Below are 17233 nucleotides of genomic sequence, written 5' to 3'. Positions count from 1 at the left end.
CTGACAGTGCCACATGCCAGTAAGTGGCCACACTTCGGGATTCCTGAAAATGTTTCATGCCAGCCATTCATTAAAAATGATGTTTGTCCTGCTCCTGTCATGCAGCTGGCTGGTGCATGCAGATGATCCAGGAAGCCAGTATGAAAGCCTGGCTAAACAGGGCGACAAACACGCTCAGTACTTCTTGGCTGATACTTACGTAAGTGCAGGGGATTTAGCTCATGCGACTTACTGGGCCGAGAAAGCTGCTTCACAAGGCCTGCCCGATGCCTATGCACTTCTCGCTGAAATTCATCTTGAGGGTAAGAAAGATTTCGTAAAAGCTAAATACTTTGCTGACAAAGCTGCCAGCTCAGGCAGCAGAGCCGGAGAAGTAATTTTATCCCGGCTTTTAATAAACAGCCGGGCCGGGCTGACAGACTGTTCCCGGGCCACTGCTCTGCTGACTCAGGTGTCAGCGTATCCGGATGATGATGCTGCGGTAGACGCTCAAATGGTGCTCGGGATCATGAATGCAGCAGGGGTATGCTTGCCTGAAAATACTCAAATGGCGCATTACTGGCTGCAACGCAGTTCGTCTATATCCCGTACTGGTTATGCAGAGTACTGGGCCGGAATGGCTTTTTTGAAAGGGGATGAAAGATTTGTAAAACCGGATCAAGCTAAAGCCGCCTACTGGTTTAAACAAAGCTGCATACAGGGATTTGACTCGGGTTGCGATAATATCGAGCTAATAAAATAAGCCTGCTTCGTTAAGCTTAACGTAACTGATAACACCTGAATCAGGTTTGTTGCCCGTTTCCTTGTAGACGCCTCCCGAAACTCTCGCCAGTTCAGATACTACTGAACCGGCGTCAGGTTTCGAAGACCATCCTGAAGCGCTGTTTATTACCTGAAGCAGTAGTTTGAAATATGAATTTTAATACATCACAATAACAAAGCCGAAGAATGCGGACTGCACTTAATTGCCGGGCCAAACCTCAGTAATAATCATTTGATAGTATGGCCGTCAAGACGAGCAGCTACCTGCTTACTCTCTTAATTGGCATTACTGTTCACCAGAAAATCCTTATGCCGAACGTCCGTTCCTCGCTCATAGCAGACCTTTGTCTTATGAAGCATGACCGCTTTGCGCCTGCTAACCAAGAGTGGACTGAACAGACCTGAGCGTCCTTCTTCGGATCCACCCACTGCCTGCCCGTATTGCCAGCCAGTAGGCGGTCATTTTTAGCTGAGTGGCGTGATCCGGGCAGTAAATGAACGTTTCCGTACGCAGCGCGTGTTGACCTTCTTGTCGTTCCGTCACCCGATAGCGCAGTAAAAGCTTTGCGCTACCCGGCGCGACTGGCGCCTGGTAAGCGTCGGTATCCGGCACGTTTTCAAGGCCGAAATCTGCACGCCAGAATTGTCCGCGTAAGCCGTAGCAGAGTTCCGTTGCTGAGTTTTCCAGAAGGGTAAAACTGTGCAGGCCAAAGCTGTTAACCGCCCGGGGCTGTTTCTTTGGCCCAAAACGCTGCGGAAGTTGTCGCACAGACATCAACAGGCGGATGACGGCATCCTGCTGAATGTCGAAGTCTGTGACTAACGCCAGGATCCTTTCAGGCGAATTCGTCTTAATGATGGTCTGGTGTTTTTCATAAAACTGGAACTGCGGCAAAAGAAGGGGGATATCCTGCCACTGAGCAAGCGCTTTACGGGTAACGAATCCAGGGTTCAGCATGTTACCTCCTTGTTAACCTTCAGGCCCAGCCAGAGTAGCAGAGGCCTCGAAGCAAACAAAACCCGTACAACATTTGATGGGCGCAGGGGGCCATGCGTGATAACGGACGGGGAGATAAGAGCTTGTGTCCGTCATCGGGGTATTTACAGCGGGAAAATAAAGCCCGCATTTCGCGCATAGCGGGCCTTCCGGCTGTTGGTCAGCCTGCTTTGTGCCAAATGCGGCCCTTACACGTTGAAAGGGCCGATGACCAGGCATCGTGAACGTTTGTTATGTTTGCTTTTGTCTGGAGGTATAGATATCAGGCCGGGTAATGGCCCACGCGTAGTTTTTCTGATTCACCGGTTCATAACCAAACTTTTCATAAAGCCAGGGCGCAGTTGTTGTGAATAACAAGATCCTGCGAAGCTTTTCAAACATTGGGTGGCTATGAATACACTCCATAAGCCATCTTCCCAACCCGTCGCCCTGGTACTCCTCAAGCACATACACATCACAAAGGTACGCGAAAGTAGCATAATCCGTTATCAGACGTGCAAAGCCTATCTGGGATTCATTGCGATAAATGCCAAAGTTAAGGCTGTTCGCTGCTGAAGCAGCGACGGTTTCCAGATCGATACCTTTTGCCCATGTGGATCTCGTCAAATACTGATGCACAGCCTCTATGTTCAGCTTTTCATTGTCTGTACTAATCAGGAAATCATTCATACGCCATTCATGTATCGCTGAAACGCTCATTTTTATACCTGCCAAAATGATCCAGGGAGACTTAACCTTATCATTATCTACAAGAAATTATCCCAACTGAATCGCGCTGTCTGATATGAAGATTGAACCGTTAACGCTAAGGCACAACGCCTGCTCCTCGCTCAAAGCAGACCTTTGTCTCATGTAGCATCTGCAAAGGGAGCGCAGCCCCCCCTTTACACGTTCGGATGAATTTGGGTGAGCGAGAAAAGCGGCGATGCCGGAGCAGTGCCTTTCGCGAAGCCACATCGCTACAGCGCATCCTTCTCAATGCCCAGCCGCTTCATGCGGGAAAGCAACGTGGTGCGCTTCACCCCAAGGCGCTGGGCTGCGCCTTTCGGCCCGGCTATGACGCCGTTGGTCTCTTTCAGCACCCGCACGATCCGCTGATATTCATCTTCTCCTTCGCGTTCTTCATCAGCCGCCGGGGCGGGGGCGGCTTTTTTCGGCGCGGCAAAGGTCACTTCCGGTAAAGAAAGCTGCAACACGTTGCCGCGCGTCAGCAGTACGGCGCGCTCAATCACGTTCTCCAGTTCCCGCACGTTGCCTTGCCATTCCATCTTGCTCAGCGCGTGCAGCGTTTCGGCAGGAATACTGTCGATGCTGCGTCCAAGGCGGCGGGCGATTTTAAAGGTAAACGCCTTCACCAGCAGCGGAATATCTTCCGGGCGCTCGCGCAGCGGCGGCAGGTTAATGGGAAAGACGTTCAGACGGTAGTAAAGGTCGCTGCGAAACTCCCGGTCGGCCACCATCTGGCGCAGGTCGCGGTTAGTGGCGGCGATGAGGCGCACGTCGGTCTGAATGACTTTATTGCTGCCAAGCCGCTCGAACTCCTGCTCCTGCAATACGCGCAGCAGCTTTGGCTGCAACTCCAGCGGCATGTCGCCCACCTCATCCAGAAACAGGCTGCTTTTATCCGCCAGTTCAAACCGTCCGATGCGCTGGGCGCTGGCGCCGGTAAACGCGCCGCGCTCGTGGCCGAACAGGTCGCTTTCCAGAAGGCCTGCGGGCATCGCCGCGCAGTTAAGCTTCACCATCCGCCGCCCGTTGCGCTCGCTGAGGTTATGAATAGCGCGGGCGATAAGCTCTTTGCCGGTGCCGGTTTCGCCAAGGATCAGCACCGTGCTGTCGCTTTTCGCCACCATTTCCACCTGCTTCATCACCGTGGTCATCGCATCCGAGCGGCCAATGATTTCGCCGAAATTCGCCGGCACGTTGTTGATCTGCTCCGTCAGCGCCAGGTTCTCATCCACCAGACGCTCTTTCAGCCGGTGGATCTCCTGGTAGGCGAGGGCGTTGTCCACCGCAATGGCGATGCGTTCGGCAATCTGGCGCAGCAGTTTCAGGTTGGCGGCGGTAAAAATGTGTTCTTCGCACTGGGCAAGCTTCAGCACGCCAAGCAGTTTATCGCCGAATATCAGCGGCAGCAGGCAGAGCGTCTGGATCTGGTTGCCCCACATCTCGAACAGCATGCGCTCATAAGGCGCCAGATCGTCGCGCTGGTGCAGGTTAACCAGCAGCATTTCGCGGCTTTTCAGCACCCGTTCCGAAAGCGTGCCTTTCGCCGTCACTTCGCTCTGGTCGTGCAGCGGCGCCGTTTCGTCAACATAGTGCGTTGACCAGATGGTGAGTTTACCCTTACGCGGCGAGGGCAAAACCACGCTGACCGAGTCGATATTGAAGTAGTAATGGATTTCGCGCGAGATCTCCGTTACCAGCTCATCAAGATGCAGTTTGGAAAGCACGGCGTTAGTAATGGCCACCAGAATGCGAAAGTCGTCCCGCTCCCGGCACAGCAACTGGTAGTTCTGGTTATCGCCCACCCGCGTCTGGATCTGTTCCGCCGCCACGCTCACTATCTGCGTCAGGGTTTGCAGCCGGGAGTACTCTTTTTCGCTCCATGGCGCGTCGGCATGGCGAATAAATTCGCAGCCGCCAAAGATTTGCCCTTCGGCGGCGAGCGGCGCCAGGCAATAGTGGCCGAAAGAGGGGTAAAGGGGCAGGGCCGCAAGCTGCGGCCAGGTGTCGGCAAATTCGTCATACCGGCAGTGCAGCACTTCGGGACGGGAAAGCACCCGGCGCACCGGACCGTGGGATAGCACGGTTTCATCTTCGTACTGCACCGCTTTGCCTGAGCTATCGACGCTGTAAAAACAGACCCGCTGATGCCTCGGGTGGTAAAGCAAAATGTTAACCCTATCCGCCATGCCTGCGTTTTTCACCAGGGTTTTCAACGCCTCCGCCAGCGCGCAGAGATCGGGCTGCTGCAACAAGTTGCGAGTGATGTCGAACAGCCCTTGCTGGCCGAGATCGCTCATGGGGGTATATGACATTAGGCTCATCCGAAAGGTTTCGCAAAAGGCGAAACAAGAAAACACTATAATAACTAAAGCTTAATTAAAGGTTTTTTGCGCAGGAACAGGCTTTAGCAGATCCGCGGTAAAGGTTCGCTGTGCGGCAGTTCCAGCGTGCGTTTCACGCCATAAAGCCCGCAAAGCCGCACGCCTGCGCCTGCCGTCATTTCGCCGATAATAGCCGCATCGGCGCCCAGCGGGTGAGCCTTCAGCGCGTCCAACGCCTGTTGCGCCGCTTCACGCGCCACGCCAATCACCAGTTTTCCTTCATTAGCGAAGTTCAGCGCCTCAAGCCCCAAAAGCTCGCACACCCCGCGCACCGCAGGTTTAAGCGGCAGCGCCTGCTCCTGAAGCGCAATGCCGCAGCCGCTGCTGGCGGCAAACTCATGCGCTACCGCATTAACGCCGCCGCGCGTGGCGTCGCGCAGCGCTTTCACGCCCTTAACAGAGCGCAGCGCCTGTACCAGCGGCGAGAGCAGGGCGCAGTCGCTGGCAAGCTCGCCTTCCAGCCCTAACTGTTCTCGCAGGTTAAGAATGGTCGCGCCGTGGTCGCCCAGCGTGCCGGATACCAGCAGCACGTCCCCTGGCGCCAGCGAGCTTGCGCTCCAGCGGATCTCGGATGGTATCGCTCCGACACCCGCGGTATTAATAAACAGTTTGTCCGCCGCGCCGCGCGGCACCACTTTGGTATCGCCGGTGACAATGTCTATCCCCGCTTCGCGGGCGGCGGCGGCCATGCTGCCGACCACTCGCTCAAGCGTGGCCAGCGCAAGCCCTTCTTCAAGGATAAAGCCGCAGGAGAGCCAGCGCGGGATGGCGCCGCTCACCGCCACATCATTGGCCGTGCCGCACACGGCGAGCTTGCCGATATCGCCGCCGGGGAAAAAGAGCGGGTCAATAACGTAGCTGTCGGTGGAGAAGGCGAGGCGGTCGCCCTGGGCTGTGAGGCAGGCGAGCGGCAGGCGCGCCTGGTCTTCCTGCTCGGCAAGCCAGGGGTTGGCGAACGCCTGCATAAAAAGGTGGTTGATTAGCTGCTGCATCGCCTGGCCGCCGCTGCCGTGGGCGAGGGTAATGGTGCTCATGCTTCACACTCCTGAGAACGGTACTGATACCATGCCGCGCACGCGCCTTCGGAAGAGACCATCAGCGCGCCAAAGGCGCTTTGCGGGTTGCAGCGCGCGCCGAACAGCGGGCACTGCGCCGGTTTGCAGCGGCCGGTCAGGACGTCGCCGCAGCGGGCCTGCGGATCGTCATTAACCCGCTGTTGCCTGGGCGCGAACCGGGCTTCGGCGTCGAAACGGCGCCAGGCTTCGCGAAGCTTCACCCCCGAGCCGGTAATCACCCCCAGGCCGCGCCATTCGCTGTCGCCTTCCACGCAAAAAACTTCGGCAATCGCCTGTTGCGCCGCCGGGTTGCCCGCGTCCGGCACCACGCGGCGATACTGGTTTTCAACACAGCTTTGCCCGCGGATTTTCTGCTCCGCCAGCATCAGCACGCCCTGCAACAAGTCCAGCGGTTCAAAGCCCGCCACCACCAGCGGCCGCTGGTGTTCCCCGGCGATAAAATCGTAGCGGGCGGTGCCGATAACCATGCTGACATGGCCTGGCGCAAGAAAAGCATCGATGCCGTTGTCCGGCTGCGAGAGCAGGCTGGCGAGCGTCGGAATAAGCGTGATGTGCTGGCAGAAAAGATAAAAATTGCGAACATCGCGCGCTTTCGCCTGCCGAAGCGTCAGGGCAGTGGCAGGCATGGTGGTTTCAAAACCCAGCCCGAAAAACACCACTTCGCGCTGCGGATTTTTTTCGGCGAGCGCCAGCGCGTCCATGGGCGAATAAACAATGCGCACATCCGCGCCCCGCGCTTTGGCCTGCAACAGCGAACCGTTTTTCCCCGGCACGCGCATGGCGTCGCCGAAGGTGCAGAAGATAACGCCCGGTCGCTCTGCTATCTCAATGCAGCTGTCGATACGTCCCATCGGCAACACGCAAACCGGGCAGCCCGGGCCGTGAATAAACTCGATATTGTCCGGCAGCAGCTGATCCAGCCCGAATTTAAAAATGGCGTGGGTGTGGCCGCCGCACACTTCCATAATGCGCAGCGGCCTTGCGGCGCTGTAGGCCAGCCTTGTTGCCCGCTCGCTGAGCCTGTCGATAAGCTGCATTACCCGCTGCGGCTCGCGGTATTCATCCACAAAGCGCATCAGCGGGCCTCCTCGCCGTAAAGCAGCGGGCCAACGTCCGGCTCGACGTCGAACATGTTTTGCAGCGCCTCCAGCGTATCAAGCGCCTCTTTTTCATCGATCAGGCTCATGGCGAAACCCACATGCACCAGCACCCACTGGCCGAGACGCGGCGCCCCATGTTGGTCATAAGCGCCGACCAGCGTCAGGTCTACTTCGCGCGTAACGCCGCTGACCTCTACGCGGGCAAGGTTTCCCTCCCCCAGTTCGCAAATCCGCCCGGGAATGCCTATGCACATCGTTGCGCCTCCAGCCAGGCGAGCCAGGCGTCCATGCCGTCGCCTTTGGTGGCGGAAACCGGCAGGATTTCAATCTCCGGGTTCACTTCCCGGGCGTAAGCCAGACATTTTTCCATGTCGAAATCGAGGTACGGCAGCAGATCGATTTTGTTAAGCAGCAGCAAGGAGGCGGCGGCGAACATATGGGGATATTTAAGCGGCTTATCCTCGCCTTCCGTTACCGAGAGCACCGCCACCTTGTGCCGTTCGCCCAGATCAAAACCGGCCGGGCAGACCAGGTTGCCGACATTTTCGATAAACAGAACGCCCCCTTCGGCGAGCGGTAAGCGCGCCATGGCGTCGGCTACCATCTGCGCATCCAGATGGCACCCCTTGCCGGTGTTGACCTGTATGGCAGGCGTGCCGGTGGCGCGGATGCGTTCGGCGTCGTTCACCGTTTGCTGGTCGCCTTCAATGACCGCGCAACGGGTTTTGTCGCGCAGGCGTTTGAGCGTTTCCGTCAGCAGGGTGGTTTTGCCGGAGCCGGGGCTTGAGACAAGGTTCAGCGCCAGCTGCTGGCGCTCGTTAAAGCGCTGACGGTTGCGCCGGGCAAGCTGGTTGTTTTTCTCCAGCACGTTTATCTCAAGCTCTACCATTTTGCGCTGGCTTAAACCCGGCGCATGGGTGCCCGCTTCGCCGTGACCGTAATGCAGATCGCCTTTCGCCGCGACAGAAGGGGTAAAGAGATTCACCGTGGTGATGGCTGCCGCCAGGCGGGCTGGCGGCGCGAAGGGGGCGGCACGAAACGCCGAATGGGGGTTGCGTTCATCCCCTTCAATATAGAGGTTGCCCTGTTCGCAACCGCAGGTGGTACACATAGCTACTCCTGTTCAATTTCCAGGCGTTTGATCTGCACGCCGTCGTCGGCGACGATGCGCAGATTTTCGCCGCTACACTGCGGGCAACGCCGCACGCGCTGGCTCAGCAGGTGAACGTGTTGCGCGCAGTCATGACACCAGCACTCCGCTGCCTGCTGCGCCAGATGCAGCTCGCAGCCTTCGGCGCAGGTATCGCGGCAGACCAGCGCGAAGCAAAATTCCAGCGCGCTGCGCTCCACGCAGGAAAACGCGCCGATTTCCAGCCAGACGCCGGTCACCCGGCGCGCGCCGAGCCGCTGCGCCTGTTGTTCGATAATTTCCACCGCCCGCTGGCAAAGGGTGATTTCATGCATAAGACCTCCAGAGTCGTGCGGGAGCCAATGCAATTAAGGTGCCAGCCCTGTAACAGCGGCTGGCGAAGAGGTGTCGAGGCTGTCGAAATGACATGTCACGACAGCGCGCCTGACCGCGTGATTTCTTAAAAATTCATTATTTTCAATATGATAAAAAATGGCATGTTTTGTGCTAAACGGGGTGACTATCCGTAAACGAGTACTACGCCATGATCCTTTCCGAACTCAGCCAGAAGGCCGAATTTATCGCGGACCGTCACCGCAGCCTGCAATCGCAGTGGCACACCTACTGCAACACGCTTGTTCAGGCCATTACCCTGTCGAAACACAAGTTGCATCACGCCATGGGCTGCGAGCCGCAAACCGGGCTTTGCTTCTTTCTTTTCGACCACTTTGTCATTCGCGTGGAGCAGGGCGAAGGCTTTCACTGCCACACCATCCATTACTTTGTGGAAAGCCGCGACGGAGGTGAGCGCGCCCTTATCGCCAGCGCGCAGCTTGACCAGAACGGACAGCTTGACGGCGCGGTAGATATCCGCGACCGCGAACGGGTGCTTGAGCATTACCTCAATAAAATCAATGGCGTTTATGAGGGACTGTATGAGGCGGTGCAGAGCGACGCGCCGCTTCGCATCAGCGCGCTGCTTGCGAAAGGCGATAAGCCCGCCGCTGTCTGACCGTTCACGTGTCGGCGACTGTCGATGTCGACACATTTCGTCAAAAATGTCTCACCTGAGGAACTGCTGGTGAATCGTTTTGTAATTGCTGACTCTTCGCTCTGTATCGGCTGCCGCACCTGCGAGGCCGCCTGTTCAGAGACCCATCGCCTGCGTGGTTTGCAGTCCCGGCCGCGTCTGCAAGTGATGCGCAACGAAAAAGACTCCGCGCCGCAGCTTTGTCATCACTGCGAAGATGCGCCCTGCGCCCAGGTCTGCCCGGCAAACGCCATTGTGCGCGAGGCGGGGGCGGTCCAGCTCAATGAGAGCCTGTGCGTAAGCTGCAAACTGTGCGGCATCGCCTGCCCGTTCGGGGCGATTGAGTTTTCCGGCAGCCGTCCGCTGCATATTCCCGCCAACGTCAACACCCCAAAAGCGCCGCCCGCGCCGCCTGCTGCGGCCCACGTGGGGGCTTTTCTCGACTGGACTCCCGGCATTCGCGCAGTAGCGGTGAAATGCGACTTGTGCGCCTTCGACGAAGAGGGCCCGGCCTGCATCCGCACCTGCCCGACCAACGCATTGCATCTGGTCGATAACCACGATATTGCGCGCGCCAGCCGCCGCAAACGCGAGCTGACCCTTCATGCCGACCTGGGCGATCCGTCGCTGCTGCCGGAATTAAGCAGAGGAAATTCATGAGCATAGTGATTTTACTGAATGGCGCGCTGGCGGCATTTCTGGGCGGCGCGCTGCTCTCGTTGCTGCTGCGCGCGCACAGGCCGCTGAGCGGATTTATCGCAGCCGCAGGCGGCGTGCTCGGCAGTCTTGGCACACTGATCGCAGGGGCGCTGGCGCTAAGCGGCCTGTGTCCGGCGACCGTCGTCGCGCTCGGGCTGGGGCATTTTTCTGTGCAGGTGGGGCCGCTGAACAGCGTCTGGCTGCTCGCTTTCGGCTTGCCCGGGCTGTTCGTCAGCCTCTTTACGCTTGCCGGCGATCGTACCGGCGCGCCGCGCACCGAAGGCTGGCTGTTTAACCTGCTGCTGGCTGCCGCGGTGCTGGCGGTCACGGCGCGCAATATCGCCGCGCTGGTGGTAATGGCGGAGATAATGAGCCTCGCCGCGCTTTTCCTGACCGGCTCCGGCAAGCTTTGGTTCGCGCTGGGGCGCGGCGGCACGCTGTTGCTGGCGTGCGCCTGCGCGCTGCTCTGGCGCCAGTACGGCACGCTGGATTTCACGCTGCTGCATGAACTGACTGCCACGCAGTCGCCCGGCGTCGGCGTTCGCCTGCTGGGGCTGGCGGGGTTCGGCCTGCTGGCGGGCATCGTGCCGCTGCATGGCGGCGTGGTGCAGGCGCATGCCCAGGCAGGCAGCCCGGCCGCCGCGCTCTTTTCCGCCGTGGCGCTCAAAGTAGGGCTGTATGGTTTGCTGATGTTCTCGCTTATCGACAGCGCGCTGCCGCTGTGGTGGGGCGTGCTGGTGATGCTGCTTGGCATGCTTACCGCTTTTATCGGCGGGCTTTACGCACTGATGGAACACCATATCCATCGTCTGCTGGCTTACCACACGCTGGAAAACGTTGGCATTATCCTGCTGGGGCTGGGGGCCGGGCTGACCGGCATGGCGCTTCGCGAACCGGTGCTGATCGCGCTTGGCATGACTGGTGGTCTTTACCATCTCTTCAACCACAGCCTGTTTAAAACCACGCTCTTTTTAGGCGCGGGCACGGTCTGGCATCGCACCGGCCATCGCGATATTGAAAAGCTCGGCGGCATCGGCAAGCGGATGCCGGTTATCTCTCTTGCCATGCTGGTGGGGCTGATGTCGATGGCGGCGCTGCCGCCGCTGAACGGTTTCGCCGGCGAATGGGTTATCTACCAATCTTTCTTCCGGCTGGGGCAACTTTCGCCGTTCGCCGCGCGGCTGTGCGGGCCGCTGCTGGCGGTGGGGCTTGCCGTTACCGGCGCGCTGGCGGTGATGTGCATGGCGAAGGTTTACGGCGTGACGTTTCTTGGCGCGCCGAGAACCCCGCAGGCGGAGAACGCCCAGCCTGCGCCTGGGCTGATGAACCTTAGCACTGCATTGTGCGCGCTCTGCTGTGTTATCGGCGGTATTGGCGCGCCGTGGCTGCTGCCGCTGCTGCAACACGCCGTGCCGCTGCCGCTGGTCACCGCCCGGACCGGCGTTTCGCAGCCGCTCATGACGCTGCTGCTCATCGGTTCGCTGCTGTTGCCGTTCCTGCTGCTGACCCTGCTGAAAGGCGACAGGCTGCCCGCCCGCACGCGCGGCAGCGCCTGGGTCTGCGGTTACGATCACGAGCCTGCGATGGTGATTACCGCCCACGGCTTCGCCCAACCGGTGAAGGCCGCTTTTGCGCCGCTTATCGCGCTGCGTCGCTATCTGACGCCGGGCGTACCGGGCTGGCAAAGCGCCTGCCTGCCGGGGCTTTTCCGCCGCCTGGCGGTTATCGAACTGGCGGTGCTGCTGGTTGTCGTCATTTCACGGGGAGTCTGAGATGCAAAATATCGTTTTTCCGCTGGCGCAGGCGCTGGTGCTTTTTGCCGCTGCGCCGCTGCTTTCCGGCGTGAGCCGCGTATGCCGCGCCCGGCTGCATAACCGTCGCGGCCCGGGCGTGATGCAGGAGTACCGCGATCTCATCAAGTTGCTGGGCCGCCAGAGCGTGGCGCCAGCGGCTTCGGGTTGGGTGTTCCGCCTGATGCCGCTGGTGATGGTGGCGGTCATGTTTACCCTCGCCACCGCCTTGCCGGTAATTACCCTGGCGTCGCCGCTGCCTGCGCTCGGCGATCTCATCACGCTTATCTATCTCTTCGCCATTGCCCGCTTCTTTTTCGCCATCGCCGGGCTCGATACCGGCAGCCCGTTCACCGGCATCGGCGCAAGCCGCGAAGCGATGCTCGGCGTGCTGGTAGAGCCCATCCTGCTGCTCGGCCTGTGGACGGCGGCCCAGGTCGCAGGCTCTACCCACATCAGCCAGATTGCGAACGCGGTCTGGCGCTGGCCGGCGGAGCACGGCCTGACCCTTGGGCTGGCGTGGCTTGCCTGCGCCTTCGCCACCTTTATTGAGATGGGCAAGCTGCCGTTCGATCTCGCCGAGGCGGAGCAGGAGCTTCAGGAGGGGCCGCTTTCAGAGTACAGCGGGGCGGGGTTCGCGCTGCTGAAATGGGGCGTGAGCTTTAAGCAACTGGTGGTGTTGCAGATGTTTGTCGGCGTGTTTCTGCCCTGGGGGCAGATGACGCAGCTTAACGCGGCGGGTTTTTTGCCTGCGGTGGCGCTGGCGGTGGTGAAGCTGCTGCTCGGGGCGCTCATCATCGCGCTGTTTGAAAACAGCATGGCGCGCCTGCGTTTCGCCGCCGCCTCCCGCGTCACCTGGACCGGATTCGGTCTGGCCTTTTTAGCTTTCGTCTCCTTGCTGGCGGCGTGATCAAGAGAACTGAATGATGTCTGAAGAAAAAGTGGGCCAGCACTACCTGCGCGCCCTGCACGAGGCGTTTCCCGGCGTGGTGCTGGATGAAGCCTGGCAAACCCGCGACCAGCTCACCGTCACGGTGAAGCTAAATTATCTGCCTGAAGTGGTGGAATACCTCTATTACCAGCAGGGCGGCTGGCTGTCGGTGTTGTTCGGCAACGATGAGCGCAAGCTCTGCGGCAGCTTCGCCGTTTATTACGTGCTTTCAATGGAGCAGGGTACGAAATGCTGGATAACGGTGCGGGTGGAGGTGGACGCCGACCGGCCGGAGTTCCCCTCTGTTACGCCGCGCGTGCCTGCCGCCGTCTGGGGCGAGCGCGAGGTGCGCGACATGTATGGCCTGGTGCCGGTCGGGCTGCCGGATGAGCGCCGCCTGGTGCTGCCGGATGACTGGCCGGACGATCTGTATCCGCTGCGTAAAGACAGCATGGATTACCGCCAGCGCCCGGCGCCCGTCAGCGACAGCGAAACCTATGAGTTCATCAACGAACTGGGCGACAAGAAAAACAATGTGGTGCCCATCGGCCCGCTGCATGTCACCTCTGATGAGCCAGGCCATTTCCGTTTGTTTGTTGACGGCGAAAACATTATCGACGCCGATTACCGGCTGTTCTATGTGCACCGCGGCATGGAAAAACTTGCCGAAACGCGCATGGGTTATAACGAAGTGACCTTTCTTTCCGATCGCGTCTGCGGCATTTGCGGCTTTGCCCACAGCACGGCGTATACCACTTCGGTGGAGAACGCGATGGGCATCGTGGTGCCGGAGCGTGCGCAGATGATCCGCGCCATTCTGCTGGAGGTGGAGCGGCTGCACAGCCACCTGCTGAACCTCGGGCTGGCGTGTCATTTCGTCGGCTTCGATTCCGGGTTTATGCAGTTTTTCCGCGTGCGGGAAACCTCGATGAAAATGGCGGAGATCCTGACCGGTGCGCGCAAAACCTATGGCCTGAACCTCATAGGCGGCATTCGCCGCGACCTGCTGAAAGAGGACATGCTCCAGACGCGCCAGCTGGCGCAGCAGATGCGCCGTGAGGTGCGGGATCTGGTGGATATCTTACTCAGCACGCCGAACATTGAGCAGCGCACCGTGGGCGTGGGGCGGCTCGACCCGCAGATCGCCCGGGATTTCAGCAATGTTGGCCCGATGGTGCGCGCCAGCGGACACGTCCGCGATACCCGCGCCGATCACCCGTTTGTCGGCTACGGGCTGTTGCCGGTTGAGGTTCACAGCGAGCAGGGCTGCGATGTTATCTCGCGCCTTAAGGTGCGGATTAACGAAGTGTTTACCGCGCTCAATATGATTGATTTCGGCCTTGATAACCTGCCGGGCGGCCCGCTGATGGTGGAGGGGTTTACTTACATTCCCAACCGCTTCGCGCTCGGCTTTTCCGAAGCGCCGCGCGGCGACGATATCCACTGGAGCATGACCGGCGACAACCAGAAGCTCTACCGCTGGCGCTGCCGGGCGGCGACCTACGCCAACTGGCCGACGCTGCGCTACATGCTGCGCGGCAACGCCGTTTCCGACGCGCCGCTTATCATCGGCAGCCTCGACCCGTGCTACTCCTGCACCGACCGCATGACGGTAGTGGATGTGCGCAAGAAGAAAAGCCAGGTGGTGCCGTACAAAGAACTGGAGCGCTACAGCATTGAGCGCAAGAACTCGCCGCTGAAATAAGCGAACGCCGTGGTGGGGGGCGCTCCCCGCAATCGCCCTCTCTTCGCAGAGGGGCAGGGAGACAACGCCATGGCGCTCACAGGAGTCAACATGTTTACCTTTATCAAAAAAGCGTTAAAAACCGGCGTCGCCACACGCGCTTATCCGCTTGAGCCTCTGCCGGTCGACAAAAATTTTCGCGGCAAGCCGCAGCATAACCCGCAGCAGTGTATTGGCTGCGCGGCGTGCGTGAACGCCTGTCCCTCTAACGCGCTGACGGTGGAAACGGATCTCGCGGCCGGACAGCTTGCCTGGCAGTTTAACCTCGGGCGCTGCATTTTCTGCGGCCGCTGCGAAGAGGTGTGCCCAACCGCCGCCATTCGCCTGACGCCGGACTATGAGCTGGCCGTCTGGCGCAAGGAAGATTTTCTTCAGCAGGCGCGCTTTGACGTGTGCCATTGCCGCGTTTGCCGCCAGCCGTTCGCGGTGCAAAAAGAGATTGATTATGCGATTGCGCTGCTTAAGCACAACGGCGACGAGCGCGCCGAGCGCCACCGTGAAAGTTTTGAAACCTGTCCGGCCTGCAAACGCCAGCAGGGACTTGCTCCGTCGGCGCGTATCGATCTCACCCGTGAAATGAAGGAGGCCGTGTGATGAATCTGCTCGGGCCGCGCGATGAAAACGGCATTCCGCTGCCGTTGACGGTAGAGGAATCTGTCGCGCGCATGAAAACGTCGCTTCTGAAAAATATCCGGCGTTCCGCTTATGTTTATCGGGTTGACTGCGGCGGCTGCAACGGCTGCGAAATTGAAATTTTCGCCACGCTTTCGCCGCTTTTCGACGCTGAACGCTTTGGCATTAAGGTGGTGCCTTCGCCGCGCCATGCTGACATTCTGCTCTTTACCGGCGCGGTGACGCGCGCCATGCGATCCCCGGCGCTGCGCGCCTGGGAGTCAGCGCCCGATCCGAAGATCTGCATCTCTTACGGCGCCTGCGGCAACAGCGGCGGCATCTTTCACGATCTCTACTGCGTATGGGGCGGCACCGACAAAATTGTGCCGGTGGATGTCTATATTCCGGGCTGTCCGCCAACCCCTGCCGCCACGCTGTATGGCTTCGCGATGGCGCTGGGGTTGCTGGAGCAAAAAATCCATGCGCGTCTGCCGGGCGAGGAGGATAACCAGCCTGCGCAGATCCTGCATTCTGACATGGTGCAGCCGCTGCGGGTGAGGGTGGATCGCGCCGCGCGGCGGCTCGCGGGCTACCGCTATGGCCGCCAGATAGCCGACGACTTCATGCGCCACCTCGTTAACGGGCATCACAGCGTGGCGCGCTGGCTGGAGCAGGAAAACGATCCGCGCCTGACGGAGATCGTCTCGCACCTTAACGATGTGGTGGATCGGGAGCGTGTCTGATGACGGAAACGGTGGTGTTCAGCAAGCTCAGCCGCAAGTTTATCGACGAAAACGACGGCACGCCGCCGCAGGCGCAGCAGGTTATCTATTACAGCCTGGCGATTGGTCATCATCTGGGCGTCATCGACTGCCTGAAAGCGGCGCTGGTTTGTCCCTTCGACGAGTATCAGAAGTGGACAGGCACGCTGGCGGCAGGCGCTGCGCGCAGCAAAATGGAGGGCGTGCCGCGCTACGGGGAGATTGTTATCGACCAGAGCCACGTGACGCTGCTGGCGAAAGCGTTTGACGAGGCGCTGCCTCGCCAGAGCGCGTTGCAGCAGGGCTGGAGCCGCGAGCTGCTTAGCCTGTTGCAGGCTATTCAGCAGGAGCCGGCGGTTTATGTGATGGTAAGGAGGGATCGTGACTGACGTTTTATTGTGCGTGGGCAACAGCATGATGGGCGACGACGGCGCGGGGCCGCTGCTGGCGGAGAAATTTCGCGCCGCGCCGCAGGGCGACTGGGTGCTGGTCGATGGCGGCAGCGCGCCGGAGAATGACATTGGCGCTATCCGGGCGCTGCGCCCGGCGCGGCTGCTGATTGTCGACGCCACTGACATGGGGCTAAACCCCGGCGACATTCGTCTTATCGATCCGGACGACATTGCGCAGATGTTCATGATGACGACCCACAACATGCCGCTCAATTACCTGGTGGATCAGCTTAAAGACGCGGTGGGCGAGGTGCTGTTTCTTGGCATTCAGCCCGATATTGTGGGTTTTTATTATCCGATGACGGAGGCGGTGAAGCGCAGCGTTGAGACGGTTTATCAACGGCTTGCAGGCTGGCGGGGAAATGGGGGGGTTGCGCGCCTTGATGAGGAGTAAAGGGGGGGGGTTCGCCGGGGCGGCGGTTGTTTGGGTGGTGAATTGTTCCGTTCGCCGGAGTGGCTGCTGTTTGGGTTTATGTGAGGGTGGTGAAGGGTTCCGTTCGCCGGAGCGTGGCTGCTGTTTGGGTTTATGTGAGGGTGGTGGAAGGTTCCGTTCGCCGGAGCGGCGGCTGTTTGGGTTTATGTGAGATTGGTGAAAGGTTCCGTTCGCTAAGGCGTTGTCTTTATATGTCCGCTTTTCTCACGCGAACGTGCCAGGGGGCTTCGCCGCCAGCCCCCTGGCAACCCCGGCTCCCGGCACGCAAAATCGCCCGCTGAAGCGGGAAACCTCATCTTTTCCCCGCTGGCTTCGGGTCGGGCATGACGGCACGTCCCTGTGCCGACATGCCCTCGCACCGGGTCCAGCCGGTGCGCCCCGGCCACCGTGAAAAAGCTGAGGCGATTTTGAGGCCGGACCCAAATTTCGCTGCGATGTAAAATTTTTACTGAGGCCGAGAGCGGCTTCCGCCCAGGGAGAAAGGTGTATTGAGCTGGACAGCTAAGCGCAGCGCCACTTGTCTCAGGCAGTTTTAAGACAGGAACAAAACCTCGCTGCAATGTGGGTGTCTTAACGGGTCTGAAAGCAGCTTCCGCCCAGGGAGAAG

18 protein-coding genes are annotated in these 17233 nt (G+C 59.6%); 10 read left to right on the top strand and 8 right to left on the bottom strand.

Features of this window, described 5'->3' with window-relative positions:
* Window positions 1-49: 49 nt before the first annotated feature.
* The gene (locus tag DW56_RS18115; RefSeq protein WP_024552715.1) at window positions 50-742 is read left to right on the top strand and encodes a tetratricopeptide repeat protein; all 693 of its coding nucleotides are present in this window, start codon (window positions 50-52) and stop codon (window positions 740-742) included.
* A gap of 396 nt (window positions 743-1138) precedes the next feature.
* On the opposite strand, the gene DW56_RS18110 is transcribed toward DW56_RS18115, so the two are convergent.
* From DW56_RS18110 to hypA, 8 genes are all read right to left on the bottom strand, one after another.
* The gene (locus tag DW56_RS18110; RefSeq protein ID WP_024552716.1) at window positions 1139-1720 is read right to left on the bottom strand and encodes a hypothetical protein; all 582 of its coding nucleotides are present in this window, start codon (window positions 1718-1720) and stop codon (window positions 1139-1141) included.
* Between the two features lie 270 nt (window positions 1721-1990).
* On the bottom strand, window positions 1991-2458 hold the full coding sequence (locus tag DW56_RS18105) for a GNAT family N-acetyltransferase (protein ID WP_024552717.1): 468 nt from the start codon (window positions 2456-2458) through the stop codon (window positions 1991-1993).
* Window positions 2459-2718: 260 nt separating this feature from the next.
* A complete protein-coding gene (gene flhA, locus DW56_RS18100) occupies window positions 2719-4800 on the bottom strand; it encodes a formate hydrogenlyase transcriptional activator FlhA (protein ID WP_024552718.1) in 2082 nt (693 codons plus the stop codon).
* Window positions 4801-4892: 92 nt separating this feature from the next.
* Window positions 4893-5903, bottom strand: coding sequence for a hydrogenase expression/formation protein HypE (gene hypE / locus DW56_RS18095; protein ID WP_024552719.1), 1011 nt, complete (start codon window positions 5901-5903; stop codon window positions 4893-4895).
* Window positions 5900-7021 (bottom strand): hydrogenase formation protein HypD, encoded by a 1122-nt coding sequence (hypD, locus tag DW56_RS18090; protein WP_029590135.1) that lies wholly within the window; start codon window positions 7019-7021, stop codon window positions 5900-5902. Before hypD ends, hypE begins: the two co-directional genes overlap by 4 nt.
* On the bottom strand, window positions 7021-7299 hold the full coding sequence (locus tag DW56_RS18085) for a HypC/HybG/HupF family hydrogenase formation chaperone (RefSeq protein WP_024555124.1): 279 nt from the start codon (window positions 7297-7299) through the stop codon (window positions 7021-7023). The genes hypD and DW56_RS18085 overlap by 1 nt, the downstream gene beginning before the upstream one ends.
* On the bottom strand, window positions 7290-8156 hold the full coding sequence (gene hypB / locus DW56_RS18080) for a hydrogenase nickel incorporation protein HypB (RefSeq protein WP_024555123.1): 867 nt from the start codon (window positions 8154-8156) through the stop codon (window positions 7290-7292). Before hypB ends, DW56_RS18085 begins: the two co-directional genes overlap by 10 nt.
* 2 nt (window positions 8157-8158) lie before the next feature.
* On the bottom strand, window positions 8159-8509 hold the full coding sequence (gene hypA / locus DW56_RS18075) for a hydrogenase maturation nickel metallochaperone HypA (protein ID WP_024555122.1): 351 nt from the start codon (window positions 8507-8509) through the stop codon (window positions 8159-8161).
* A 209-nt stretch (window positions 8510-8718) separates the two neighbouring features.
* On the opposite strand from hypA, the gene hycA reads away from it, so the two are divergent.
* The 9 genes from hycA to hycI all read left to right on the top strand — a co-directional run bounded on the left by hycA (window position 8719) and on the right by hycI (window position 16587).
* Window positions 8719-9186, top strand: coding sequence for a formate hydrogenlyase regulator HycA (gene hycA, locus DW56_RS18070; protein WP_024555121.1), 468 nt, complete (start codon window positions 8719-8721; stop codon window positions 9184-9186).
* 69 nt (window positions 9187-9255) lie between these two features.
* On the top strand, window positions 9256-9864 hold the full coding sequence (locus DW56_RS18065) for a 4Fe-4S dicluster domain-containing protein (protein WP_024555120.1): 609 nt from the start codon (window positions 9256-9258) through the stop codon (window positions 9862-9864).
* The gene (hycC, locus tag DW56_RS18060; protein WP_024562328.1) at window positions 9861-11675 is read left to right on the top strand and encodes a formate hydrogenlyase subunit 3; all 1815 of its coding nucleotides are present in this window, start codon (window positions 9861-9863) and stop codon (window positions 11673-11675) included. Before DW56_RS18065 ends, hycC begins: the two co-directional genes overlap by 4 nt.
* Window position 11676: 1 nt before the next feature.
* Entirely contained in the window at window positions 11677-12603 is a 927-nt protein-coding gene (locus DW56_RS18055; RefSeq protein ID WP_024555314.1) for a respiratory chain complex I subunit 1 family protein, read from the top strand.
* Window positions 12604-12619: 16 nt separating this feature from the next.
* Window positions 12620-14329, top strand: coding sequence for a hydrogenase large subunit (locus DW56_RS18050; RefSeq protein ID WP_024555315.1), 1710 nt, complete (start codon window positions 12620-12622; stop codon window positions 14327-14329).
* 90 nt (window positions 14330-14419) lie between these two features.
* Entirely contained in the window at window positions 14420-14962 is a 543-nt protein-coding gene (locus tag DW56_RS18045; protein WP_024555316.1) for a formate hydrogenlyase complex iron-sulfur subunit, read from the top strand.
* The gene (locus tag DW56_RS18040) at window positions 14959-15723 is read left to right on the top strand and encodes an NADH-quinone oxidoreductase subunit B family protein (protein WP_024555317.1); all 765 of its coding nucleotides are present in this window, start codon (window positions 14959-14961) and stop codon (window positions 15721-15723) included. The genes DW56_RS18045 and DW56_RS18040 overlap by 4 nt, the downstream gene beginning before the upstream one ends.
* Complete coding sequence (locus tag DW56_RS18035) at window positions 15723-16130, top strand: formate hydrogenlyase maturation HycH family protein (RefSeq protein ID WP_024555318.1); 408 nt, start codon at window positions 15723-15725, stop codon at window positions 16128-16130. Before DW56_RS18040 ends, DW56_RS18035 begins: the two co-directional genes overlap by 1 nt.
* Complete coding sequence (hycI, locus tag DW56_RS18030; RefSeq protein WP_024562329.1) at window positions 16123-16587, top strand: hydrogenase maturation peptidase HycI; 465 nt, start codon at window positions 16123-16125, stop codon at window positions 16585-16587. Before DW56_RS18035 ends, hycI begins: the two co-directional genes overlap by 8 nt.
* Window positions 16588-17233: the final 646 nt, after the last annotated feature.

It is taken from the genome of Franconibacter helveticus LMG 23732 (assembly GCF_000463115.2).
Taxonomy (GTDB): Bacteria; Pseudomonadota; Gammaproteobacteria; order Enterobacterales; family Enterobacteriaceae; genus Franconibacter; species Franconibacter helveticus.
This window is presented reverse-complemented; position numbering and strand designations above follow the sequence as displayed.

What these genes read in the sequence shown, in the direction of transcription:
- DW56_RS18115 (WP_024552715.1), top strand. Translation starts at nt 50, where the DNA reads ATGTTTCATGCCAGCCATTCATTAAAAATGATGTTTGTCCTGCTCCTG.
- DW56_RS18110 (WP_024552716.1), bottom strand. Translation starts at nt 1,720, where the DNA reads ATGCTGAACCCTGGATTCGTTACCCGTAAAGCGCTTGCTCAGTGGCAG.
- DW56_RS18105 (WP_024552717.1), bottom strand. Translation starts at nt 2,458, where the DNA reads ATGAGCGTTTCAGCGATACATGAATGGCGTATGAATGATTTCCTGATT.
- flhA (WP_024552718.1), bottom strand. Translation starts at nt 4,800, where the DNA reads ATGTCATATACCCCCATGAGCGATCTCGGCCAGCAAGGGCTGTTCGAC.
- hypE (WP_024552719.1), bottom strand. Translation starts at nt 5,903, where the DNA reads ATGAGCACCATTACCCTCGCCCACGGCAGCGGCGGCCAGGCGATGCAG.
- hypD (WP_029590135.1), bottom strand. Translation starts at nt 7,021, where the DNA reads ATGCGCTTTGTGGATGAATACCGCGAGCCGCAGCGGGTAATGCAGCTT.
- DW56_RS18085 (WP_024555124.1), bottom strand. Translation starts at nt 7,299, where the DNA reads ATGTGCATAGGCATTCCCGGGCGGATTTGCGAACTGGGGGAGGGAAAC.
- hypB (WP_024555123.1), bottom strand. Translation starts at nt 8,156, where the DNA reads ATGTGTACCACCTGCGGTTGCGAACAGGGCAACCTCTATATTGAAGGG.
- hypA (WP_024555122.1), bottom strand. Translation starts at nt 8,509, where the DNA reads ATGCATGAAATCACCCTTTGCCAGCGGGCGGTGGAAATTATCGAACAA.
- hycA (WP_024555121.1), top strand. Translation starts at nt 8,719, where the DNA reads ATGATCCTTTCCGAACTCAGCCAGAAGGCCGAATTTATCGCGGACCGT.
- hycC (WP_024562328.1), top strand. Translation starts at nt 9,861, where the DNA reads ATGAGCATAGTGATTTTACTGAATGGCGCGCTGGCGGCATTTCTGGGC.
- DW56_RS18055 (WP_024555314.1), top strand. Translation starts at nt 11,677, where the DNA reads ATGCAAAATATCGTTTTTCCGCTGGCGCAGGCGCTGGTGCTTTTTGCC.
- DW56_RS18050 (WP_024555315.1), top strand. Translation starts at nt 12,620, where the DNA reads ATGTCTGAAGAAAAAGTGGGCCAGCACTACCTGCGCGCCCTGCACGAG.
- DW56_RS18045 (WP_024555316.1), top strand. Translation starts at nt 14,420, where the DNA reads ATGTTTACCTTTATCAAAAAAGCGTTAAAAACCGGCGTCGCCACACGC.
- DW56_RS18035 (WP_024555318.1), top strand. Translation starts at nt 15,723, where the DNA reads ATGACGGAAACGGTGGTGTTCAGCAAGCTCAGCCGCAAGTTTATCGAC.